23 protein-coding genes and 5 pseudogenes are annotated in these 22,470 nt (G+C 69.1%); 20 read left to right on the top strand and 8 right to left on the bottom strand.

Going from position 1 to position 22,470, the window contains the following annotated elements:
* The first annotated feature begins 29 nt into the window (after positions 1-29).
* The 11 genes from MQE23_RS42215 (at position 30) to MQE23_RS42265 (ending at position 10,722) form a co-directional block, all read left to right on the top strand.
* On the top strand, positions 30-239 hold the full coding sequence (locus MQE23_RS42215; RefSeq protein WP_243382093.1) for a DUF2180 family protein: 210 nt from the start codon (positions 30-32) through the stop codon (positions 237-239).
* A 526-nt stretch (positions 240-765) separates the two neighbouring features.
* Positions 766-1,254, top strand: a complete 489-nt coding sequence (locus tag MQE23_RS42220; protein WP_243382094.1) for a RidA family protein — start codon at positions 766-768, stop codon at positions 1,252-1,254.
* A gap of 149 nt (positions 1,255-1,403) precedes the next feature.
* Positions 1,404-2,513, top strand: coding sequence for an alanine racemase (locus tag MQE23_RS42225; RefSeq protein ID WP_020272286.1), 1,110 nt, complete (start codon positions 1,404-1,406; stop codon positions 2,511-2,513).
* 77 nt (positions 2,514-2,590) lie between these two features.
* Positions 2,591-3,325: an SDR family NAD(P)-dependent oxidoreductase gene (locus MQE23_RS42230; RefSeq protein WP_037668842.1), complete on the top strand. Its 735-nt coding sequence runs from the start codon at positions 2,591-2,593 to the stop codon at positions 3,323-3,325.
* A 249-nt stretch (positions 3,326-3,574) separates the two neighbouring features.
* Positions 3,575-4,018, top strand: a complete 444-nt coding sequence (locus MQE23_RS42235) for a cupin domain-containing protein (RefSeq protein ID WP_243382096.1) — start codon at positions 3,575-3,577, stop codon at positions 4,016-4,018.
* 419 nt (positions 4,019-4,437) lie between these two features.
* Positions 4,438-5,541, top strand: a complete 1,104-nt coding sequence (locus tag MQE23_RS42240) for an ABC transporter substrate-binding protein (RefSeq protein WP_020272281.1) — start codon at positions 4,438-4,440, stop codon at positions 5,539-5,541.
* On the top strand, positions 5,534-6,676 hold the full coding sequence (locus MQE23_RS42245) for an ABC transporter ATP-binding protein (RefSeq protein WP_020272280.1): 1,143 nt from the start codon (positions 5,534-5,536) through the stop codon (positions 6,674-6,676). The genes MQE23_RS42240 and MQE23_RS42245 overlap by 8 nt, the downstream gene beginning before the upstream one ends.
* Before the next feature lie 3 nt (positions 6,677-6,679).
* Positions 6,680-7,573, top strand: a complete 894-nt coding sequence (locus tag MQE23_RS42250; RefSeq protein ID WP_020272279.1) for an ABC transporter permease — start codon at positions 6,680-6,682, stop codon at positions 7,571-7,573.
* Positions 7,573-8,439: an ABC transporter permease gene (locus MQE23_RS42255; RefSeq protein WP_020272278.1), complete on the top strand. Its 867-nt coding sequence runs from the start codon at positions 7,573-7,575 to the stop codon at positions 8,437-8,439. Before MQE23_RS42250 ends, MQE23_RS42255 begins: the two co-directional genes overlap by 1 nt.
* A 60-nt stretch (positions 8,440-8,499) precedes the next feature.
* A complete protein-coding gene (locus MQE23_RS42260) occupies positions 8,500-9,984 on the top strand; it encodes an NAD-dependent succinate-semialdehyde dehydrogenase (protein ID WP_243382098.1) in 1,485 nt (494 codons plus the stop codon).
* Positions 9,985-10,266: 282 nt separating this feature from the next.
* Complete coding sequence (locus MQE23_RS42265; RefSeq protein WP_243382100.1) at positions 10,267-10,722, top strand: Lrp/AsnC family transcriptional regulator; 456 nt, start codon at positions 10,267-10,269, stop codon at positions 10,720-10,722.
* 665 nt (positions 10,723-11,387) lie between these two features.
* Here MQE23_RS42265 and MQE23_RS42270 read toward each other — a convergent pair.
* Positions 11,388-11,691: pseudogene (locus MQE23_RS42270) on the bottom strand (DNA polymerase III subunit alpha); the annotation flags it as partial.
* Between the two features lie 32 nt (positions 11,692-11,723).
* On the opposite strand from MQE23_RS42270, the pseudogene MQE23_RS42275 reads away from it, so the two are divergent.
* The 3 genes and pseudogenes from MQE23_RS42275 (at position 11,724) to MQE23_RS42285 (ending at position 14,250) form a co-directional block, all read left to right on the top strand.
* Positions 11,724-12,529 (top strand): annotated as a pseudogene (locus tag MQE23_RS42275) (IS5 family transposase).
* Positions 12,530-12,617: 88 nt separating this feature from the next.
* Positions 12,618-12,789: pseudogene (locus MQE23_RS42280) on the top strand (helix-turn-helix domain-containing protein); the annotation flags it as partial.
* A gap of 291 nt (positions 12,790-13,080) precedes the next feature.
* Positions 13,081-14,250 carry a DUF418 domain-containing protein gene (locus MQE23_RS42285; protein ID WP_347710152.1) on the top strand — a complete coding sequence of 390 codons (1,170 nt, stop codon included), beginning with the start codon at positions 13,081-13,083 and terminating at the stop codon, positions 14,248-14,250.
* A gap of 110 nt (positions 14,251-14,360) precedes the next feature.
* Here the strand turns inward: MQE23_RS42285 and MQE23_RS43720 are convergent, their stop codons facing one another.
* The 3 genes from MQE23_RS43720 to MQE23_RS42295 all read right to left on the bottom strand — a co-directional run bounded on the left by MQE23_RS43720 (position 14,361) and on the right by MQE23_RS42295 (position 16,402).
* Positions 14,361-14,663, bottom strand: coding sequence for a ricin-type beta-trefoil lectin domain protein (locus MQE23_RS43720; protein WP_347710153.1), 303 nt, complete (start codon positions 14,661-14,663; stop codon positions 14,361-14,363).
* Positions 14,664-14,837: a hypothetical protein gene (locus MQE23_RS43725; protein WP_347710154.1), complete on the bottom strand. Its 174-nt coding sequence runs from the start codon at positions 14,835-14,837 to the stop codon at positions 14,664-14,666.
* Positions 14,838-15,190: 353 nt separating this feature from the next.
* Positions 15,191-16,402: a DUF418 domain-containing protein gene (locus MQE23_RS42295; protein ID WP_243382101.1), complete on the bottom strand. Its 1,212-nt coding sequence runs from the start codon at positions 16,400-16,402 to the stop codon at positions 15,191-15,193.
* Positions 16,403-16,590: 188 nt separating this feature from the next.
* On the opposite strand from MQE23_RS42295, the gene MQE23_RS42300 reads away from it, so the two are divergent.
* Positions 16,591-17,262 carry a response regulator transcription factor gene (locus MQE23_RS42300; RefSeq protein ID WP_243382103.1) on the top strand — a complete coding sequence of 224 codons (672 nt, stop codon included), beginning with the start codon at positions 16,591-16,593 and terminating at the stop codon, positions 17,260-17,262.
* Positions 17,259-18,216 (top strand): annotated as a pseudogene (locus tag MQE23_RS42305) (histidine kinase); the annotation flags it as partial. The gene MQE23_RS42300 and the pseudogene MQE23_RS42305, both read left to right, overlap by 4 nt.
* Before the next feature lie 11 nt (positions 18,217-18,227).
* Here MQE23_RS42305 and MQE23_RS42310 read toward each other — a convergent pair.
* Together MQE23_RS42310 and MQE23_RS42315 are read right to left on the bottom strand one after the other, a co-directional pair.
* Positions 18,228-18,728, bottom strand: a pseudogene (locus MQE23_RS42310) (ABC transporter transmembrane domain-containing protein); the annotation flags it as partial.
* A 76-nt stretch (positions 18,729-18,804) separates the two neighbouring features.
* Entirely contained in the window at positions 18,805-19,020 is a 216-nt protein-coding gene (locus tag MQE23_RS42315) for a hypothetical protein (RefSeq protein WP_128092541.1), read from the bottom strand.
* A gap of 214 nt (positions 19,021-19,234) precedes the next feature.
* Here MQE23_RS42315 and MQE23_RS42320 point away from each other — a divergent pair, with 214 nt between their 5' ends.
* The 3 genes from MQE23_RS42320 (at position 19,235) to MQE23_RS43735 (ending at position 21,197) form a co-directional block, all read left to right on the top strand.
* Complete coding sequence (locus MQE23_RS42320; RefSeq protein ID WP_243382105.1) at positions 19,235-20,503, top strand: DUF418 domain-containing protein; 1,269 nt, start codon at positions 19,235-19,237, stop codon at positions 20,501-20,503.
* Between the two features lie 46 nt (positions 20,504-20,549).
* Entirely contained in the window at positions 20,550-20,942 is a 393-nt protein-coding gene (locus MQE23_RS43730; protein WP_020272261.1) for an RICIN domain-containing protein, read from the top strand.
* A gap of 78 nt (positions 20,943-21,020) precedes the next feature.
* On the top strand, positions 21,021-21,197 hold the full coding sequence (locus MQE23_RS43735; protein ID WP_347710170.1) for an RICIN domain-containing protein: 177 nt from the start codon (positions 21,021-21,023) through the stop codon (positions 21,195-21,197).
* A gap of 460 nt (positions 21,198-21,657) precedes the next feature.
* Here MQE23_RS43735 and MQE23_RS42330 read toward each other — a convergent pair whose 3' ends face one another.
* A complete protein-coding gene (locus MQE23_RS42330) occupies positions 21,658-22,011 on the bottom strand; it encodes a Tn3 family transposase (protein ID WP_347710171.1) in 354 nt (117 codons plus the stop codon).
* Between the two features lies 1 nt (position 22,012).
* Entirely contained in the window at positions 22,013-22,306 is a 294-nt protein-coding gene (locus MQE23_RS42335) for a Tn3 family transposase (protein WP_243382107.1), read from the bottom strand.
* Positions 22,307-22,313: 7 nt separating this feature from the next.
* Between MQE23_RS42335 and MQE23_RS42340 the strand changes: the two genes are divergently transcribed.
* A complete protein-coding gene (locus MQE23_RS42340; RefSeq protein ID WP_020272258.1) occupies positions 22,314-22,451 on the top strand; it encodes a hypothetical protein in 138 nt (45 codons plus the stop codon).
* The last annotated feature ends 19 nt before the right edge of the window (positions 22,452-22,470 follow it).

Here is a 22,470-nt window from a genome sequence, read left to right on the forward strand (position 1 = left end):
CCGGGCCCCTGCTGAAATCGGAGTTGAGCATGATGTGCTACGACTGCCTCCAGGAGGCGCGCAGCGACACCACCGGCATCGGTGTGTGCTCGCGCTGCGGCTTGGCCACCTGCGAGAACCACGCCCGCGTACGTCAGGTGCAGGTCACCCGCCCGATCGGCATGGGCGCTTCGTACGGCCGCATCCCGGCACGCAGGGTGGTCTGCCACACCTGCGACATGGCCGAGACGGCGCACTGACCCGCGTGGTGCGCTTGTCGCACCGCATCATCGGTCGCCGAACGCGCGCTGCCCGTCCGGGCGCCCCGTTCTTGGCCTGCCCGGATGCCGCCCCGCACACTGGTGCGGCGTCCGGGCCTCAGTCGCGGCCATGGTGGGTGCGCCGTGCTGGAGGCGCGACCGCGGACGGCAGAGTATCCATGATGTCCTCGCCGGCGGTCGTCCCGGCGCGGTGATGGGGCCGGCGTTCCTCCCGGCCCGCGAGTGCCCGTAGGCACTCGGTGCGTCCCGAACCCGCCTGGCGTCTCACGCCACAGGCGCTTCCCTGAACGGCCGCTACGCAGTGCCTGAACGGCCGCTGCGCGCTTGCCCTGAACCGCCACGTCGCACTCTCGAACTGATTCCGCGGCCGCGTTCGAGGGCGAAGCTCGTATTGACAGTGCTCGACGGGCAGCCATATGGTCGACAAACGACAATAGGTTGACGGTTTTAAGCCAACATAAGGGGTTTTGTCGCCGCCGTTACTCGAGAGGAGAGCCGAGTACAGATGATCAAGAATCATGAGACTTCGGCAGCGAACACCGACTCGGCTTCCGATCGGCTTCAGGCCCTGGGGCTGGCCCTTCCCGAGCTCCGGGAGAACTCGTACTACGTGCACCACCGGACGGTGGGCTCCAGCATCTACATTTCGGGCCAGCTGCCTTACCGGGACGGTTGGCTGCTGGGGCAGGGCACTGTCGGCAGGGACATCGACCTCGAGACGGCGCGGTCACTCGCGCACGATGCCGTGCTGAACTGCCTTGCCGCCGCCGTGCAGGCGGTGGGCGATCTGGACCGGGTCCGGATCGTGCAGATGCTGGTCTTCGTGGCCAGTACGCCGGACTTCGGTGAGCAGTCGCAGGTCGCCAACGCGGCCAGTGAACTGCTCATCGAGGTACTGGGCGAGAACGGACGGCACGCCCGCACCGCGATCGGTGTCGCCGGGCTGCCGCTCAACAGTCCGGTCGAGATCCAGATGGTCATCACCGCTGCGTAGGGCGGCCCCGACGGCGGTGTACCCGAGTGCGCGCGATATCGCGGGGCACGCGCGTTCGGCATCGAGGGGAGTCAGCACCCGCGCCCCCCGATCATTTCCCCTCGATCGTTCCCCTCGATCGTTCCAGGCAGAACCACAAGGAGGGCAGCGTGAATCAGCTGCAACGAGCACTCGACGCTCTGGTCGAGCGGATCGACACCCCCGCGCCGATCGTGCTGGTCGACGTCATGCAGGGCAACATCGACCGCATGCAGGGCTTCGCCGACCAGCACAACATCAAGGTCAGGCCGCACGTCAAGACACACAAGTGCGTGGAGATCGGTCGGCGCCAGATCGAGGCCGGCGCGGTCGGGATCACCGCGGGAAACGTCGGTGAGGCAGAGGTCTTCGCCGCGGCCGGCTTCGACGACATCTTCCTCGCCTACCCGATCTGGGCCTCGGGATCGAAGAAGCCCCGGATCCGCCGGCTCGCCGAGTCCGCCCGGCTGCGGGTCGGCGTCGACAACGTCGCGGCGATCGAGGCCCTCGCCGACGCGATGGGAGACGAACCGGACCGCCTGCAGGTCGTGATCGAGGTCGACTGCGGCGCCCGTCGTTCCGGGGCGCCGCCCGAGCTCGCGGGCGACCTCGCGCTCGCCGCCCGCAAGCGCGGTCTGGTGCCGGCGGGCGTCTTCACCTATCCCGGTCACGGCTGCCTCGGTCGCGACGCTCGCCAGCGTGCCGCGCAGGACCAGGAGGCCGCGCTCACCACCGCGGTACGCAGCCTCGAAGGCGTCGGGGTCACCGCAGAGGTGGTCAGCGCCGGCTCCACGCCCACCGTCGAGTTCTCCACCAGCAGCAGCGTGATCACCGAGATCCGTCCCGGCGAGTACGTCTTCGGCGATCTGAACAACGCCCGGCTGGGCTCCTGCACGGAGGACCAGATCGCGCTGTTCGTCGCCGGGACCGTGGTCAGTGACTGGGTCCCCGACCAGGTCATCGTCGATGTGGGCAACAAGGCCCTCAGCAAAGAAGGCAGCCCCGAGATCGGCTACGGCGGCATCGCCGGCACGAAGGCGGTCCTGTCCAAGGTCAACGAGTACCACGGGTTCCTCCCGCTGCCGGACGGCGACTTCCGCCCCAGCGTCGGAAGCGTCGTACCGGTGGTGCCCAACCATGTATGCCCCGTCGTCCTCGGTTTCGAGGAACTGATCGTCACCGACAGCACGGGCACGTCGCTGGAGCGGTGGCCGGTCGACGCCCGCGGATTCCTCAACTGACCGGCACGGGACGAGACCCCCGTCCTCCCCAAGACCCCACCCCCGACCGACCTCCCCCGTAATGAGGAGTGCCTGACATGAGACTCGAGAACGTCACGGCCTTGGTGACAGGCGCCAGCAGTGGCATAGGGCAGGCGGTGAGTTCCCACTTCCGCCGTGAGGGCGGGCGGCTCCTGCTCACCGGCCGCAGGGAGCGGCTCGACAGCGCTGAGCCCGACGATCTGTACGTTCCCGGAGACCTCAACGACGAGACGTTCGTCGAGCACCTGGCCAAGCAGGCCGCAGAGACCTTCGGCACCGTCGACGTCGTCGTCCTCAACCACGGCCTGCAGGCCGACAGTCCGCTCACCGAGATGGCCTGCGACGACGCGAGGAACGTGCTCGAGAGCAACCTGCTCAGCGCGTTCCTGGTGATGAAGCACTTCGCCCCGCTGATGCCCGAGACCGGCGGCTCGTTCGTCTGCGTCAGTTCACGGCTGGGCATGGTCGGCATGTCCGGGCAGGTCCTGTATTCCGCCGCCAAGGGGGGCCTCATCATGCTCGCCAAGGGCGCCGCGATCGAATGGGCCCCGCGCAACATCCGGGTCAACGTCGTCGCTCCGGGTCTGACCGCCACACCGATCATCGAAGCGGCGTTCCAGCGCAGGCCCGACCCCGAGGGCTACCGCCGTCAGCGCGAGAGCACGATCCCGCTCCAACGCCTCGCCACCCCCGAAGAGGTCGCCGACGCGGTGCTCTTCTTCGCCTCGCGGGAGTCGTCGTACGTGACCGGATCGGTCCTGACCGTCGACGGCGGGTACACCGCTGGCTGAACACCTTGCTGGGCATCACCATCAGCAAGGAGCTGAACGACCTGTTCTCCGTCGCTCCTTCTGCCTCGGGCGTCCGCCGATTGCGACATGAACCGTCGAACAAGCGTCGAGCGCGTGCCCCATTCGCCTGCCCCGCTCGAACGGCGTCACCCTCAGTGCGCCCGTGCCGACAACCGTATCCGAGCCACCCGGGCACCTCGGCACGAGCCACGATGCCTCGTATCGGCCTCCGCACATCGGGAAAGGGCCATGCCCACGAGCGTGTGTCAGATGCCGCTCGGCAGCAGCTCGTCGACCGTGGCCGCGGCCACCAACTTCTCAAGCTCCAAAAGGAAAGACATGTCGCTCCTGAAGGCCATCGACACCAATCCCTCCTTCACGCCGCGAGAGTCCGGCCCGCTCCCGGAACGCCTGATGTCCGGCAACCCTGCTTTTCGGACCTGGGCCCAGGACGTCGCCCGTGGGGAGTCGATCCATACGGGCGTCTGGGAAGCGACGCCCGGCGAGATGCGCTCGATCAAGGGCGAGACCTTCGAGTTCTGCCACATCCTCTCCGGCATCGTCGAACTCACACCCGAAGGCGGCGAGCCGGTGATCTACAAGGCCGGCGACAGCTTCGTCATGAAGCCGGGCTACGTCGGCGTCTGGAAGACCATCGAAACCGTGCGCAAGATCTACGTGACCGTGACGTGATGCCGATGCCCGGCCCCGATCGCCTTCAGGGTTTACGCGAAGCTACCTGCTGAGCAACGTCGCCGTAGCCGATGGTCCGCTCGGCCCGTCCCTCAGCCCCAGGCCAGGATCTGCTTCATCCCTCATCAGAGCCCTCATGCTCCGGCTCTGCTGAGGACCACCCCCACTCCGCTGGTCACCCCCTGTCCCGGCTCCAGTTTCCCCACCGCCACCCACCCGGTCACCCAGCCGACGTCGCTCCCGCGACAAGCTCGTCGGGAACTTCGAGCCACGGCGAACACGCGCCCCAAACGGCGATCGGCAAGGCAAGCGGGCGATGTTCTGTCCGCGTTCGCCGCCCTGAACAATCCCCCCCCCGCATGCGAGGTAAAGCCCCCGCACAGCTGGTCCCAATGCGTCCCCAGATGAGGAGTATTGCCATGAGTGATGCCCAGATCGGTCGTAGAGCGCTCCTGCGCGGAGCAGGCGGTCTGGCCGCCCTCGCCGCTCTTCCCTCCCTCGCCGCCTGCGGCACCGGCTCCAGCCGGACAGCCGGTGGGAGTGGTGGCAAGGGCGGCAAGACGGTGGTCGTCCGTGACAGCGGCGGTTCCTACGGTGCCGCCCTGCAGAAGGCGATCTACACGCCGTTCACGCAGGAGACCGGCATCAGCGTCAAGGTGCTGAACCTGGATGACGCCCCGCTGCTGGCCCAGATCAAGCAGGGCCGGCCGCAGTGTGACCTCATCAACAACTCGATGATGTCGCACACCAAGTACGTCAAGCAGGACGCGCTGGAGGCGCTGGACCTCGACCGGATCAAGAGCGTGAAGAGCGCGAAGATCCCCGAGGCCCAGATCACCGACCACGCCGTCGGCCACAGCTTCTACGGTCAGTGCATCGCGTACCGCACGGACGCGTTCGGGGGTAAGAAGCCGGAGTCGTGGGCGGACTTCTGGGACACCAAGGCGTTCAAGGGCGCTCGGGCGATGGTCCACCCGGACGGTGACCTGCCGGAGCTGGAGTTCGCGCTGCTGGCCGACGGCGTCCCCATGGACAAGCTGTACCCGCTCGACCTGGACCGCGCCTTCAAGATGCTGACCCGGCTGCGGGGCGACATCAAGAAGTTCTGGGACAGCGGCCCGCTGCCCGGTGTGCTGCTGAGCCGCGAGGAGGTGACGATGTCGACCGTCTGGGACGGCCGGATCGCGGATCTGCAGAAGCAGGGTGTCCCGGTCGAGCGGCAGCTCAACGGCATGCGCCGCCAGTTCTCGGGTTACGCCATCGCCAAGGGCGCGGCCAACGCGGACAACGCCTACAAGCTGATGGACTTCGCGCTGCGTGCCGAGAGCCAGGCCAACCTGGCCAAGGCGTTCCCGTCGAACCCGTCGTCTCCGGTGGCTTACGCCAAGCTCACCGAGGAGGAGCGCAACGCGCTGGCGGGTGCGCCGAAGTACTACGACAAGGGTTTCGATGCGGATGTCGACTGGTGGCTGAAGAACGAATCGGCCGTCACCAAGCGCTGGTTGGAGTGGGCTCGTGGCTGAATTCGGTATCGCGGCACCGTCGGTGAAGGTGGCCGGCGTCAAGTCGGCCACGGCGACCGGCAAGGCGCTGTCGGTGGTGGCACTGCGTAAGACGTACGGGGACGTGGTCGCTGTCGACGAGGCGTCGATGGAGATCGCCGCGGGGGAGTTCGTCACCTTCCTCGGCTCCTCCGGGTCGGGCAAGACCACGACCCTGATGATGATCGCCGGGTTCTGCGAACCCGACTCCGGCACCATCACCGTCGGCGGCCGTGACGTCACCCGCCTGGCGCCGCAGAAACGGGGCCTCGGTTTCGTCTTCCAGCAGTACCTGCTGTTCCCGCACATGACGGTCGCGGAGAACGTCGCTTTCCCGCTGACGCTGCGCGGGGTGCCGAAGGACGAGATCCGTCGGCGTGTCGGGGAGACGCTGGAGATCGCGGGCCTGTCCGGGTTCGGGGGCCGTAAGCCGCGTGAGCTGTCCGGTGGTCAGCAGCAGCGTGTGGCGTTGTGCCGGGCGCTGGTCTACCGGCCGCCGGTCATCCTGATGGACGAGCCGCTGGGCGCGCTGGACAAGAAGCTGCGTGACCAGCTGCAGGTGGAGATCAAGACCATCCAGCAGGAACTCGGCCTGACCGTCATCTATGTGACGCACGATCAGGAAGAGGCGCTGGTGATGTCGGACCGTATCGCGGTGATGCGCAACGGTCTTATCGAGCAGTTCGACACCCCCCGCGAGCTGTTCGAGCGGCCGAGGACGCCGTTCGTGGCGGACTTCCTCGGCGCGGCGAACTTCCTGCCCGGGCGTATCGAGCAGCACGACGGCGAGCACACCCTGGTCCGTCTCGACAACAGTGGTGGCCTGATCAAGGCCCGCCATCACGACCTCGCCTCGGGCACCCGGGTCAAGGTCGCCGTCCAGCCCGGCCGGCTGCGGGCCTGTGCCGCCGGCGACGGGTTCTGTACCGGCACGGTGGAGAACGCCACCTACGTCGGCACGCTGGTGCGCGCCGGGATCCGGATCGACGGTGGTGACGGGCCGCTGCTGCGCCTGGAGGTCCCCGCCGGCCGCGGGCCCGTGGCCGGCGAGCGGGTCGGGATCAGTGCGGACCCCGAGGACGTCAACCTCTTCCCCACCGACGAAAAGGCGGGGTGAGTCATGGCAGCAACCCTCACCGCGGGCGCTCCGGCTCGTCCGCGCAAGCTGCTGGCTTCGCGGCGGACGCGGGTCGGGATCCTGTACGCGCTCCCCGTCGTCGTGTATCTGCTGGTGCTGTTCGTCTACCCGATCTTTTCCACACTGCTGCTGAGCCTGAAGGACGCCGACGGCTCGTTCACGCTGCACTGGTACGCAGACGCGCTGACCGGCGTGAACCTGTCGGTGCTGTTCACCACGCTGCGGATCTCCGCCGAGACGGCGGTGCTGAGCCTGGTCTTCGGGTTCGTCCTGGCCCAGGCGATCACCCGGCTCAAGCCCATCCTGGCCGGTCTGGCGATGCTGGTCGTGGTCGTCCCGCACTTCGTCAGCGCGCTGGTGCGCACGTACGGCTGGATCATCATGCTCGGTGACAAGGGCCTGGTGAACGAGTCCCTGACCAGCATGTCGGTTCCCGGTGCCCCGTTCCAGCTGCTCTACAACGAGCTGGGTGTGGTCATCGGTACGACGTCGATGATGCTCCCCTACACGGTGCTGCTCCTTTACGGGGTGATGCGCGGGGTGGACCGCCGGCTGCTGGCGGCCGCGTCCAGCATGGGCGCGGGCAAGGTGACGATCTTCCGGCGTATCTATCTGCCGCTGGTCGCCCCCGGGCTGGCCAGTGCCGGGCTGCTCAGCTTCATCCTGTCGCTGGGCTACTACATCACCCCGGCCCTGATGGGCGGACCGAACCAGACGATGATCGCCACTCTCATCAACCAGCAGGTCACCAAGGAGAACCAGTGGAACGGAGCGGCCGCCCAGGGCGTCATCCTGCTGGTCCTCACCCTGGCCGGACTGCTGCTGGTCAAGGCCGTGACCTCGCTGGGCGCGAGCCGTAAGAAGAGGAGCGCGTGATGATGGAACTGCGCAAGACCCTCGCCGGCCGCATCGCCCTGACCGCGGTCGCCACCGTGGTCCTGCTGTTTTTGGCGCTGCCGATCGTCGTCATCCTCGTCACCTCCTTCAGCAACAACGCCTTCGCCTCCTTCCCCCCGGAGACGTGGACGCTGAACTGGTACAAGGCCCTGTTCGCCGACGGCAGCAAATGGCCCGCCGCACTGTCCCTGTCCGCCCTGGTCGCCGCCCTGAGCACCGTGTTCTCCCTGGTCATCGGGGTCACCGCGGCCACCGCGCTGGTCCGCAGTGAACTGCCGCTGCGCTCGGCGGTGTTCGCCCTGGTCCTGGGACCGCTGGTCATCCCGCAGATCGTCACCGCGCTCGGGCTGTTCCTGTTCTTCGAACCGGCCGCGATGCTGGGCAGCCCCATCGCGATCGCGCTGGGCCACACGGTGCTGGCCTCACCGATCGCGGTGCTGATCCTGATCGCGACCCTGCGCGGCATCGACGAACGCCTCGAGGACGCCGCCGCCAGCATGGGCGCCGGCCGCCTCACGATCGCCCGGAAGATCACCTTCCCGCTCGCTGCGCCGGGCATGATCGCGGCGGCGATCTTCTCCTTCATCACCAGCTTCGACGAGTTCTACATCTCCCAGTTCCTGTCCTCGGTCGACACCGTCACCCTGCCCGTGCAGGTCTACAACTCGCTCACCTTCGAGATCGACCCCAGCGTGACCGCGGTCAGCGCGATCCTCATCGCCTTCGCGATCCTCGCCCTGGGTCTGGTGGCCCTGGTGCGCTGGCTCGGCTCCGGACGGCAGGACTCCCTGCTCTCGGTCGAGAACACCGTCGGTGTCGCCAACCCGGGAGGCGAGGCCGTATGACCACCCACCGATCGTGCTCTCTCAACACACCATCCTGCGATCAGCGAAAGAGCCACGCGCATGACTGACACCCTCACCGCTCCCTCAGTGGAGTCGGCAGTCCTGGAAACCGTCCCCCGTGGCTTCCTCGCCCACGACTGGCAACCCGCCACCGGCGGTCGCACCTTCGAGGTGCGCAACCCCGCGACCGAGGAAGTCATAGCCACCGTCGCCGACTGCGGCGCACAAGACGCGCTGAAAGCACTGGACGCGGCGGCCGCGGCCGCCGACCAGTGGGCCCTCAGCAGCCCGCGGGACCGGGCGACCGTCCTGCACCGGCTCACCGACGCCCTGACCGAACACCGTGAGCGTCTGGCCCGCATCATCACGCTGGAGATCGGCAAGACGATCACCGAAGCCCGGGGCGAGGTCGACTACGCCGCGGCCTATTTCCGGTGGTACGCCGAGGAGGCGGTCCGCCCCCACGCACGCAGCACGCCCTCCCCGGACGGCAAGAGCCACATCGTCACCGTCGCCGAACCGGTCGGGCCCTGCCTGCTGATCACCCCGTGGAACGTGCCGCTGGCCATGGCCGCCCGCAAGGCCGCCGCCGCCCTCGCCGCAGGCTGCACCGCCGTGCTCAAACCGGCAGCGCTCACTCCGCTGTCCTCCCTGATGCTGGGCGAGCTGGCACGCGAGGCCGGCGCGCCCGCAGGCGTCCTGACCGTGATCACCAGCAGCGACGCGGCAGCGGTCACCACGGCGCTGCTGGCCGACCCCCGGCTGCGCAAGCTGTCCTTCACCGGGTCCACTCCGGTCGGCAGGCTGCTGCTTCAGCAGAGCGGTGCCCGGGTGCTGCGCACCTCGATGGAGCTGGGCGGCAACGCGCCGTTCCTGGTCTTCGACGACGCCGACCTCGACCTCGCGGTCCGCGAAGCGATGATCGCGAAGATGCGGCTGGGCGGCCAGTCCTGTGTCGGCGCCAACCGGTTCCTGGTGCAGGAGGGGATCGCCGACGAGTTCGCCGCGGCGCTGGGCGAACGGATTGCCGCCATTCGGGTCGGCTCCCCGGACCGGGAGGACACCGAGCTCGGGCCGCTGGCCGACCACCGTGCGGTGGACAAGGTCCGCCACCTCGTCGAGGACGCCGTGACCCGGGGCGCCGTCGTCATCGGCAAGGCGGAGATCCCTGAAGGGCCGGGCCACTGGGCCGCCCCCACCGTGCTGGACCACGTCCCCGCCGACGCCGCGATCATGCACGAGGAGGTCTTCGGACCCGTTGCCGCCATCCACCGGTTCTCCACCGAGGCCGAGGCCATCACGGTGGCCAACAACACCGAGCACGGCCTCGCGTCGTACGTGATGACGTCCCACATCGACCGCGCCCGCCGGGTCGCCGCCCGGCTGGAGGCCGGAATGGTCGGCATCAACCGCGGCCTGGTCTCCGAGGTCGCGGCACCCTTCGGCGGGATCAAGCAGTCCGGCCTGGGCCGTGAGGGCGGGCCCGAGGGCCTCCACGAGTACCAGCAGCTCAAGTACCTGTCATTGCCCGGCTTTCACAGCTGAGCAAGCCGACACCAGCGGAGCCTTCTCCCCCCCCGTCGTGCAGGGCAAGGCAGTGACCGGGGTGAGGGTCCATTCCACTACGTCCTGGTCACCGACAGCAAAGGACATCCAGCAGTTGGCGGGGCAGGGCGTCTGGGACGTCAAGCAGCCACGGCAGCCCGGTGGGGAGTCTCGGTTCTTCCTCACCGGCACCCCACCATGCTCCGCAGCCCTCATGGCACCCGTGATCCGAGTGCCGTGGGACGGCCATCTCCACCGACTTGACGAAGTAGACGGTTGGCCGTGGACGCCATCGACGAGAAGATCATCGCCGAGCTGACCCGCAACGCCCGCCTCTCGCACTCGGAGCTGGCCAGCAGGGTGCTGCTCTCCCGTAATGCGGTGCGCCAGCGCATCGAACGGCTGGAGCGGCACGGCCACATCGCCGGCTACACCATCGTCCGCCCGGGCGAGGACACCGGCAATGTCGTCTCGGCGCTCGTCCTCGTCTACCGCCAGGACTGCATGCGCGGAGGCGACGTCCTGGCCGCACTCAAGAGCATTCCGGAGGTCGTCATCTGTGAGATCCTCAGCGGCGACTACGACATCATGGTGCGTTTGGAGGCAGCCTCGCTGGAACGCGTACGAGTCGTCTGGGAGAACATCGCCCAGATGCCCGGCGTACGGGACACGGTCACTCACCCTGTCAGCATCGTCAACCGTCCGCGAAGAAAACGGCGTACCACGCCATCGGGGTGAGCAGCGCCGCCATCGCCACTTCCCCGTCCAGTTCACCGTGACCATAAAGACCACCACCTCCACCCCGGTGGCCAGGGTCTCTTCGACACCCAGGCGGTCGCCATAGCGATGTGGGGAGAAGGACAGGCGGCGAGCACACCGACCGGGCGGCTTGGCGGGCCAAGTACTCCTCCTTGGTGGTGATCCTCCGTCGACGTGCAGCACGGCACTCTTGGCGTCGACCATTCCGCCGTGGAAGCGGTCGGAGCCGATCTCGGAGTGGATCCCGCTTCGGGGGATCAGCCGGGTCTCGATCCCGAGCTGGCCGGACATGATCTCGTGGGTCTTGCGCAGGCCTTCGACGTGGGCCGGGCGGCAGCTCCATCCCCGTGGCCGCCGGCGCGGCGGCTTCGTTCGGCTGCTACGGCACGATGAGTGCCATGCCGGGCCGTTCGATCACGCCGGAGTCCTCCGCCCAGAAGCTGCTAGGCATCACCCCGCGGACCACGAGCCAGTGGCTGGCTGACATCGGGCTGTAATCGCGATCGCTGCCGGCTTCCGCTGGGCGGCAGCGATGACGTGGGAGGTCTCCGTTGCGGGCAGCCTGCCACCTGTCCCGAGCAGTCGACCGCCCGCGGCGAGACCCGCTCCGACTTCAACACGCTGAACCTGACAGGGAAGTGCCGGGCGTGCCGCGCCCGGTAGGTCTCGGGCATGCCGGTGACCGCGGTCCGCTCCCGCCCGAACCGCTTGATGATCGTGTCGTACACCTCCAGCAGGCGCTCGGACTCCACATCGATGTCGATGTCCGGCAACGGCGTACGCCGCTCGCTGAGTAAGTGCTCGAACAGCAGCCGGTGTTCGAGCGGGTTGGCCGTGGCGACGAACAGCGCGTGATTCACCATCGAGCCGGCGCTGTGATCCGCACGCTGTAACGCGGATTCCCAGCGCCCGGGTATCCGCCACCACACGGGCCACGGCCAGGAAGTACCCCTTAGGGGTCCTTGCAGAATGATCCTCTTGTGGCACGGTGGGAGGTCAGTGACGAGTTGTGGGCGGTGATCGAGCCGCTGCTGCCGAAGCAGGAGCGGTTCCGGCACCCGGGGTGCAAGCGGATCGATGACCGCAAGACGCTCCAGCGCGTGCTGTTCGTCCTCTACACCGGCGTCCAGTGGGAGTTCCTGCCGCAGGAGTTGGGGTTCGGTTCGGGTCCCACCTGCTGGCGGCGTCTGGCCGAGTGGCAGCGGGCCGGAGTGTGAGAGGAACTCCAGCGGGTGCTGCTGGACCGGCTTCGGGCAGCGGACCGCCTCGACTTCTCCCGCGCCACGATCGATGCCTCGCACGTGCAGGCCAAGCGGGGGCGAGGCAGCCCAAAAGTCGGCCCGAGCCCGGTTGACCGCGCACGGCCGGGCTCGAAACACCACGTGCTGACCGACGCCTGCGGCATCCCGTTGCGCGTGTCCCTGATGGGCGGTCACCGCAACGACATCACCCAGCTCCTGCCCCTGGTCGACGGCCTGCCGCCGGTACGTGGCAAACGAGGCAGGCCCCGGCGCAAGCCCCGCACGTTATACGCCGACCGCGGCTACGACCACGACATCTACCGCCGCCGGCTGCGCGAACGCGGCATCACACCGAAGATCGCCCGGCGCGGCGAGCCGCACGGCTCGGGCCTGGGGTAAATCCGATGGGTTGCCGAGTCCGCCATCGCCTGGCTCCACGGCCCCCGCCGACTGCGGATCCGCTGGGAAGCACGCGACGACATGCACGACGCCTTCCTCCACTCGCCCACTGCATGACCCTCGCCCGGAAGAATCCGGCATTCTGAAAGGACCCCCGAAAGCCCAACCGGCCGATGACCTCCAGCTCGCCGTGCAGAGGCCCTGAACTCCTGGGCACGGCCACCGCAGTCGTCGCAGCAGCGTGTAGCCCGAGCCCGGGACCTGCTGGAGCCGAGCGACCTGTCGGTGGACCAGATCGCCGACCGGGTTCGGCTTCCCCAGGAGCACCTCCCTGCGCCAGCACCTGCACGCGGCGATCGGCATCTCACCCCAGGCGTACCGGCGTACGTTTCAGGCGGCACGCTAGTGCTCACCCCTAGCCACTACTTCGGTGAACTGATTCGGTGCGGGAAGTGTGCCGGCCGGGCCCGCCGGCCTGTCGGCGCGGCGCGGTTCCGCCGGTCGGCGGGGCAGTCCCAGCCGGTCGGCGGGGGCGTTGCCGAAACCTGTCGGATGTTCCACCTCCTGGCGGCACCGAAGGATTCGTCGTATGACACAGGTAAAGCCGCCGCAGGAGCTGTCGGCTCCGTAGAGGAACGCGACTCCACCGCCGAAGGCCTCGTCCGAGTCCGCCGGGCAAGTCTCGGGCCGCCCCTCGATGGGACGCCTGGTCGGGCTGGATCTGGCCCGTGCGCTGGCGGTGTTCGGCATGTACATCGTGCACATCGCCCCGATGGACTCCCCCCAGGGCAGCGTCGGCAGCTGGGTGTACTTCCTGGCCGAGGGACGCTCCTCGGCCCTGTTCGCCACCCTCGCCGGGTTCTCGCTGATGCTGATCGCCGGCCGCCGTGAGCCGAAGACCGGCCTGGCGGGCCGGCAGGCGAGGGCCCGCATCGCGATCCGCGCCGTGATCCTGCTGGCCCTGGGCACCGTGCTGGCGATGGAGTACGGGGACATCATCATCCTCGCCTACTACGGCGTCTACTTCCTCCTCGCACTGCTCCTGGTACGACTGAGCGCCAGGACACTGGCGCTCATCGCGGCCGGGATCGCGCTGGTCATGCCGCAGCTGGCGTTCGTTTTGAAGATGTGGCTGAGCGACTCCGTCCAGCAGACCATCAACGCCTACGACCCGCTGGAACGCCTCAGCACCGTGGGAGTACTCGATCTGCTGCTGACGGGCCTCTACCCGACCATCACGTGGATGGCGTTCGTGACCACCGGCATGGCTCTGGCCCGCCTCGACCTGTCCGCCCCCGTCGTCCGGCGGCGCCTGGCCGTCCTCGGTGCCGGCCTCGCCACAGCCGCCTACGGCCTGGCCACACTGCTGACCGGCGCGAGCGCGGTATGGAACGTCGGCGGAGGTGGGGGACCCTCCAGCGGCTCCGGTCCGGGCTCCATGGGCAGCGGCTCCGCGGTCTCCGGCTCCATGGGCAGCGCACCCGGCGGGCCCGAGCTGTCGGCCTCGGACCTGCTGGGCGCCGTGTCCCACACCGGCACCACCTTCGACACCATCGGCTGCGCGGGCATCGCGATCCTCGTGATCGTGGCCGCGACGGCGGCGATGGACCGCCTGCCGCTACTGCGCCGCCTGGCGAAGCCGGTCATCGCCGTGGGCACCATGTCCCTGACCGCCTACGTAGGCCACTTCCTCGCACAGTCCGCGTGGCCCGCTTCCGGCGCTGGCACCACGACGTCCTGGGTACCCGTGCTCACGTACATCGTGACAGCGATCGTGTTCGCCACGATCTGGTCCCGCTTCTTCCGCCGCGGCCCTCTGGAGTATCTGCTCAACGCCGCAACCAAACCCGCCAAGTACATCCGCTGATGTCCGGTCGGGGTGGCTCGGCTTCCTGCCCCACCCCGGCCTGCACGGCCCGCTCGGCCCGCAAGGGGACAGCCCTTGCGGGCCTCGGCCGTGGACCTGGCCGACTGATCTCAGCTCCGCCTGACGCCGACCTGCCGTCCGCGGCGCGGCCTGGGCAGTGGCCGGCCATGCCTGGCCAGGGGCCGGGACATGGTCCCCGGGGCAGGTTGCCTTACCTGATGGGCGCCACCGTGGCAGGTCCAGATATGCACCTTGATGCCCTTAGTGGTGCCCCCGCCGGCGGCATCGAGGCACTTGCCCATGGAGCGCACGGTGCCGTCGGTGCAGAGCGACCAGGCCTGATTGCACTGACGCTGCAGCCCCAGACCTGGGCGGCGGTCCTCATCGGCGGTGCCGGCACCGTTGAGATCCATTCACTTGCCGGCGATGCCGGACCGCACGAGTGCGGATGCGGGGGCCGGGTTCTTCAGCCAACCGGCGCTGCCCGCGGCTTGGACGCCGCGGTGGAAGGCGTCCGCCATCTTCTGATAGCCCGAGTCGTTGGGATGCAGAGGGTCAGCCAGGTCGGCCGTGGTCAAGCCGCTCATGTCAACGTATGCGACGCGCTTGCCCGCCTCCTGGGCGTCGCTGGCGATTTGGCGGACGGCCTGGCAGCCACGGCTTGGGCGACCAACGCCGCTTGAGGCTACGGGGCTTGGGGTGGTTCACGCCCAACCGGTTGACCGGCCCGACCGCCTGCTCCAGGGACATCCAGGGACTCCCAAGGTCGTTGCCGCCGATCCGGACCAGAGAGAACAGGAGCCCCTGAAGACAGGGCGCCGATGCGGCGCCCGTTGAAGCGCCTTGAGGGCCGCCGAAGAACCACAGACTGTTCGTGAGGCCCGCAGCGCGACCGCCCCACCCGGGCGAAGGGCTCCGGGCACGCTTCTCCGGCTGCGTTTTATCGAATGCGTCGGGCGATCCCGGTCGCCTTGCCCATCAGCCATTCGAGTGGCCCGCGCTGGAAGAAGCGGGACCAGAGGGTGGCGAGGAGGGTGATGGACGCGCTGAAGCCGAGCAGGACGTACAGCGGCGGGACGGCCGAACGCTCGGTGTCCAGTAGCCAGATGGCCACGATGTGGTAGACGTACGCGGTCAGTGACATCGAGCCGACCGCGATGACGGGCTTGGCCAGGCGGCGCAGCCTGGGGAAGGCGTCCATGACGGCCAGGCATGCGGTGATCACCAGGATCGCCACACCCGTGGCGGCCATGATGGACAGGGTCGCCTCGCTGTGCGGGGCTGAGGCCAGCATCCCGGCTGGGGTGTCGCCGAAGATGCCGATGCTGTCGGGCGATACGGATGACACGGACGACATGCCCGACCCCTCTTCGGCTTTCCGGACGGCTTCGGCGGCACCGGGTACGAGACGCACCGCCAGCCAGGAGCCGCCGTAGCCGGTGACGGCGAGGGCCACGCCGGTGAGGGCGAGGCGTATCCGGACGGCCGTGGCAGTCAGGTCGCAGCGGGCGACAGCCATACCGGCGATCACGAACGGGACCCAGGTCAGGGCCGGATAACCGCCCTTGAAGAACAACGAGACGGGGCCGTCGGCCTGGCCGTAGGAGAGGAACACGCGGCCGCCGACCACCGGCTTCAGCGCGTACAGCAGTTGCGGGCCCACCAGGGCCCATCCCGCGGCGACAAGCGCCAGTGGCTTGGCGTCCAGCCGGTACAGCGGCAGCACGAGCAGGAAGAACAGTCCGTAGAAGGCGAGGATCGGCACGACCGGGGTGCCGGTCATGGTCAGGGCGGTGCCGAGGGCCAGCAGGATCACGGCCCTGATGATCACCTTGGCGACGGCCTGACGGCCGGCCAGGCCGGTCTTCGGCGTGCGGCGCCCGGTGATGAGAGCGACCGAGAAGCCGGCCAGGACGGCGAACAGGGCGGAGGAGCGGCCTTGCGCCAGCTCCATCAGGAAGCCGATGACACCGCCCTGAGCCGGGGCGGGGCCCACGTGGACCGCGTACATGCCGAAGACGGCCAGGCCGCGGGCCAGGTCCAGCCCGATCAGCCGGCCCACTCCGGGCGCACCGGTCGAGGGCTCACCACGCTCACCTCCAGAAGACGGGGTATCGGCCGGGAGCAGCGCGGAGTCCGGGTGATGGGTCATAGCCCTCAGACTGGAGGCCGGGCCGATCACGGCCCATCCGACAGAAGGCTGCCGCGGCCCTGCCGAGTGGTGGGTGCTACCCCGCCGTGTGGCTGGAGCTGCAGCTCAGCGGGCCGCCGGGACCGATCGGGGCTTTACGGTCGAGTCGGCGTGGGCCGGACGGTATGAACGAAGGGTAGGGGGAGCGCATGATCCGGGTAGTGGTGGTTGACGACGAGGCTCTGGTCCGCTCGGGCTTCCAGCTGATTCTGGGCGCGTCCGAGGACATCGAGGTCGTCGCGACCGCGAGTGGCGGCCAGGCGGTCGAGACGGTCCGCCGGGAGCGGCCCGACGTGGTGCTGCTGGACACCCGGATGCCGGACGTCGACGGGCTCACCGTGCTCCGGGAACTCCGCACGATGCCGGACCCGCCGGTGGTGGCGATGCTGACCACGTTCGACGCCGACGAGTACATCCTCACCGCACTGCACTCCGGCGCGGCCGGTTTCCTCCTCAAGGACACCGAGCCCGAGCAGCTCGCCCACCTGGTGCGCACCCTGGCCGCGGGCGGTGTGGTGCTGTCCCCCAAGGCGTCGCGGACGCTGCTGCACAGCCACCCCGGCACCGGGACGGCCGTCGACGAGGAGGCCGCGCGGGTCCGGCTGCTCACCGCGCGGGAGCGCGACGTCCTCGTCCTGGTGGCGGAGGGGCTGTCGAACGCCGACATCGGGGCGCGTATCCACCTGGGGGCGGGCACGGTGAAGGACCACGTCAGCGCCATCCTGACGAAGCTGCGCGTGGCGAGCCGGGTGCAGGCGGCGCTGCTGGCGCAGCGGGCCGGGCTACTCGACGAGCGCCTGCGGTCGGAGGTCGGGGGATGAGCCGTGCACGCGCCCTATGGCAGCGGGTTCCCGCGCCGGTCATCGACCTCGCCCTGGTGGCCGCGGCGGCCGTGGACGTGGCTGCTGAACAACTGGGAGCCCACGCGCCTCGAGCTCGCGCTGGCGGCTGTCGGGTGCACCGCGCTGGCCTTCCGGCGCCGGTTCCCGCTCGTCGTGTTCCTGCTCACCCTGCCCGTCGCGCTGATGCAGGATGTCGCCGTCGCTGTGCTCGCGGCGCTGTTCACCCTGGCCGAACGCTCCCGCAACCGCGCTCTCCTCGCCGTGTGCGTCGCCCTGGCCGCCGTCGCGAGCAGCACTCCGTGGCCCCTGGCCGAGGTCGACCGGACCATGACATTGGTCTTCTTCGTGTACGGCCTGGCTACGGCCGCGGCACCGGTCCTCTTCGGCCAGCTACTCCAGGCACAGCGGGACCTGGCGCGGCGGTTTGCCGAGATCGAGGAGGCAAGGGAACACGAGCGGACCCTGCACGCCCAGGCCGTCCTCGCTCGCGAACACGCCCAGCTGGCCCGGGAGATGCACGACGTGGTCTCCCATCAGGTCAGCCTGATCGCCGTACGGGCCGGGGCGTTGCAGGTCGCCGCCCGGGACGTGGACGCCAAGGAGGCCGCCCGCACGATCCGTTCGCTGAGCGTCACCACGCTCGACGAACTGCGCACCATGGTCACCCTGCTGCGGGCCTCCGGCGGCGACGCCACCGAGCTGACGCCTCAGCCCACCCTTGCCGACCTGCGTAAACTCGTGGAATCGAGCGGCACTCACGTACAGCTGACTGGGGAACTGCCGCCCACTGTGAGCACACCCACCCAACGCGCCCTCTACCGTACGGCTCAGGAAGCGCTGACCAACGTCCGCAAACACGCACCTGGCGCCACGGCCAGCGTCGAATTGTGGCAGGACGGCGAGGGCATCGGAGTGACCGTCACCAACACCCCATCCCGCACGGCGTCGAGGAACGCCATCATCACGATCGCCGCGACGAACGCGACCGCACCCGTGGCCGCGGAGACGACCGCCTCCGTGCTGACCGCCCGCAGCAGCGTCGTGTCCGAGGTGACGCGGGACATCAGATCACCCGGCGGGATCCGCTCCTCCGCGATCCGCAGCCGCAGCAACCGCCCCACAAGGGTGCGCCGGGCGGCCAGGACCACCGACTCCGCCGTCCGCTCCAGCACATACGCGCCGAACGCCTCGACCGCCGTGCCCACCACCACCAGCACGGTGAGCCCGATCAGGATCCCGGCGATGGTCCCACCGGAGGCCATCCGGTCCACCAGCGCCTTCGTGGCCAACGGCTGCAGCAGCGCCCCGGCGGCCCCCACCAGGGCACACAACAGACCAAGGGCAACGGCCCAACGGTGCGGCCGGACATACTCGTACAGCGCCCTGACCGTCTCCCGGGCAGACAGGGACGTCGCATCCTTCGCCGGGGCGGATGCGGTGTTCACAACATTCCTTCCTTCTGCGGTCCGCCCGGCACCGCATAGACGGTGCCGGGCGGACCGGGCGTGATGGTGTGCCGGCTCAGCGGACGAGTCCGGCTGTGCTCGAGGAAAGGGCGCGCATCAACGCTTCGGGGAGCTCAGGGCGTACGACGACCAGGACGAGGGCGCCCGCAGCCAGCACCAGGCCGAGGAACTCCAGGAAGTCGCCCCTGCGAGGGACCACGTCATGCCCCGGTTCGTCAGCTGGTGAGGCGTGGGAGGTGTCGGGCTCCCTGTGCCGCGCACGGTGTGTCATGCCTCCACCCTGGAAGCCCGGCCGCCCCGCACCCATCCGGCAACCGTCGGGTCCACCCCCGCCGAGTGGCTGGACAAGACCACCGCCCGGTCGCACCGGACCGGGTCGGGGACGAGGTTCCGCCGGTCGGCAGGGCGGTACCCGCCGGTCGACGGGGGCGTTACCGACGCCTGCCGGATGGCCTGCCCCCTGAGCTCCGCGCGAGGTTTGCCGTATGACACAGACGCAGCCGCCGCAGGAGACGTCAGCTCTCCCGGAGAACTCACCTCCGCCGCCCCGAACCTCCCCCGAGTCCGCCGTGCCGGCCTCGCCCGGTCCCTCGATGGGACGCCTCGTCGGGGTGGACCTGGCCCGCGCACTGGCGGTGTTCGGCATGTACGTCGTGCACATCGGCCCCCCGCTGTCCGCCACGACCGGCGTGGCGAGCTGGATCCGCTACATAGCGGATGGCCACTCGTCGGTCCTGTTCGCCACTCTCGCCGGGTTCTCGCTGATGCTGATCGCCGGCCGCCGTGAGCCGAAGACGGGCCTGGCGGGTCGGCAGGCGAAGGCCCGCATCGCGATCCGCGCCGTGGTCCTGCTGGTGCTGGGCACCGTGCTGGCGATGGAGTACGGGGGAGTGATCATCCTCGGCTTCTACGGGGTCTACTTCCTCCTCGCCCTGCCGCTGGTGCGACTGCGTGCCAGGACACTCGCGATCATCGCGGCCGCCTTCGCCCTGGTCACACCGCAGCTGGCGTTCGCCCTGAACTCGCTGCTGACTTCGTCGGTCCAGGAGAGCATCAACGCATACGACCCGCTCCGCCGCCTCAGCGAGGTGGGAGTGCTCGACCTGCTGCTCACCGGCTTCTACCCGGCGCTCACGTGGATGTCGTTCGTGATCGCGGGCATGGCCCTGGGCCGCCTCGACCTGTCCTCCGGCACCGTTCAGAAGCGCCTCGCCGCGCTCGGCGCCTCCCTCACCGCGGCCGCCTACGGCATGTCCCTGCTGCTCGCCGGATCGGGCGCGTTGAGGAGCCTCGCGGAAGACGGGTCGTCGTCCGGCAGCTCCGGGGCGATGCCCCCCGCCAGCGGTTCGATGCCGCCCGACGGGGGGTCGTTCCCCGAGATGTCCGCGTCGTTCCTGCTGAAGGCCGGGCCGCACAGCGGGACCACGTTCGACATCATAGGCAGCGTGGGCGTCGCGATCCTCGTGATCGTGGGCGCCACGGTGGCGATGGACCGCCTGCCGCGACTGCGCCGCCTGACCAAGCCGGTCATCGCCGTGGGCACCATGTCCCTGACGGCCTACGTCGGCCACTTCGTCGCCCAGTCCCTGCTGCCCGCGGCCCCCGGCACCGACACCCCAGGCTCCTGGATACCCGTACTCACCTACATCCTGGGCGCGATCGTGTTCGCCGCGATCTGGTCCCGCTTCTTCCGCCGAGGCCCCCTGGAATACCTCCTCAACGCCGCCACCAAGCCGGCGAAGCGCATCCGATGAGACCCGGCCGGGGTGGGACGCCCCCTCGCTCCACCCCGGCACCGAGATGCCCGAGCAGTTCCTCATCCCCTTCCCCGACTCCGACTCCGAGCCCCTGTCGGCCCTCGACAGGACGGCACTGCGGGCCCTGAAAAGCACCGCACCGACATGGAGCCCTCGATCTCACTACCGAGCGGCTGCGCCACCTCCAAGACGCCGTCTCATCTCCACCAGCACCGACGGCACGAACTTCACCCAGGTCGCCTCCGGCACCTGGGCCGGCAACCAGGCCCTCAAGGTGGCCGAATGGCCCGCCCGGAACATCGGCTTCGTGCGGCACAGCGGCAAGGCCGCCGACGTGGAGCGCGGGGGCACGGCGAACCGCACCAACGTCCTGCAGTGGCCCTGTCTCAACAAGGCGAACGAGAAGTGGACCTTCTCCAAGACCGGCGACGGCTAATACGAGATCAAGGGTGGGCAGCGGCAAGCTCCTGGAGGCCGCGGGTCTCTCCCGCGCCGACGGCGGCAACGTGGCCATCTGGGGGGACGCCAACGCCGCCAGCAGCACTGGGCCCTCACGCCCACGGGTGACGGCTACTACTTCCTCATCAACCGCTACAGCGGGCTCTGCCTCGCCGTCGACGAGGGCAGCACCGCCGACGGAGCCACCATCGAGCAACAGCCGTACCCGTCACTGACGCGGCAGCAGTGGTAGATCATCGCCGTCTGACGATCCCGACGACGGTCGTCGCCTCTACCGACGCCCACCGCTGGTGCCGATGCGGAGCCGTGCGAGCGTCCGCTCGCACGGCCCGGCGCGCGTTCGGTGGGGGTGGGGGGGGCACCGCAGGCGGTCCGGGCCCGGGCACCGGCCGCTGGACGAAGCGCAGGTGGCGCAGTTCCGGGACAGCGCCAGACGGGCGACCACGGCCCGGCTCGCTGCGGTGGCACGGACCGCACCGCGTGGCGGTCTGCCCGTCCAACGGTCTGCCACCAACTCGTCGCCGGTCTCCCCATACGGCGCGCCCAGCAGGGTGCCCCGGTTCTCGTTCGTCACATGACGCCTCTTGGGCACCCCCTGCTCCTCTCGGATGCAGTGGTGCCGACCACCGGTGGGCGGCAGAGCGGCTCAGGTACGGGGTTCGAGGCCTGGGCACCACTCGCACGGAGGTGCGTCATCCCCCGAAACCGGAAGCCTCCGGGAAGAAGTCGGCACCCTGGACGTAATCCATCGCCTCGGCCCACATGTACACGGCCTCCCACACCCCGCACGGGATGAAGTGCGTGAACAGCGCGATGTAGGTGTCCGAGACGTGGTGGTAGGCGATGCCGCCCGGCTTGCCGTACCTGACGCTCGTCTCGGAGAGCAGGTTGTCGAGATAGGTGTCCATATGGGTGCCGTCTGCCGCAACGGCGGTCCCGTCACCCCACGCCTGCGAGATGTCCAGGCGGGCGTGCGCATTGACCAGGTCGGAGACCGCCTCGTTCAGCAGCGCGATCGAGAAGTGCCGGTTCGCCGTGTACGACAGCTCATGCCCGCTCTCGCCGGGGGATGTGCCGGGCGGCCTCGTACGGGCCCATGTTGGTGCCCTTCACGAACATCGTGATGACGTACCGGCCGAACGGATCATCCAGCTTGGGCTCGTTGCCGGAAGGCGGGCCGAAGCGGCGCCACCATTCCACCCAGTACGCGGTCCGGGCCACGATCCCCATCAGGGAACGCTCCGGCATCCTCGCCTTGATCTCTTGCTCCAGCCGCTTCGCCGAGGGCCGCTGGCCTTCCGCCCGGTATGCCTTCAGCGACGGCTCGCTGAGCCTGGTCAAGCAGTAAGTGATCCCCGCCATCAGCCGGGAGACCCTGCGCCGGATTCTGCGCGCCGGGAAGGTCTCCTGGAAGACCACCACCACGTGCAAGGCGTCCACCGACCCCGATTTCATCGCCAAGATGCAGCGTGTCCTGGCGCTGTAGGACCCCCGCCGGCCGACGG

This window comes from Streptomyces sp. HP-A2021 (assembly GCF_022807935.1).
Classification (GTDB): Bacteria; Actinomycetota; Actinomycetes; order Streptomycetales; family Streptomycetaceae; genus Streptomyces; species Streptomyces afghaniensis.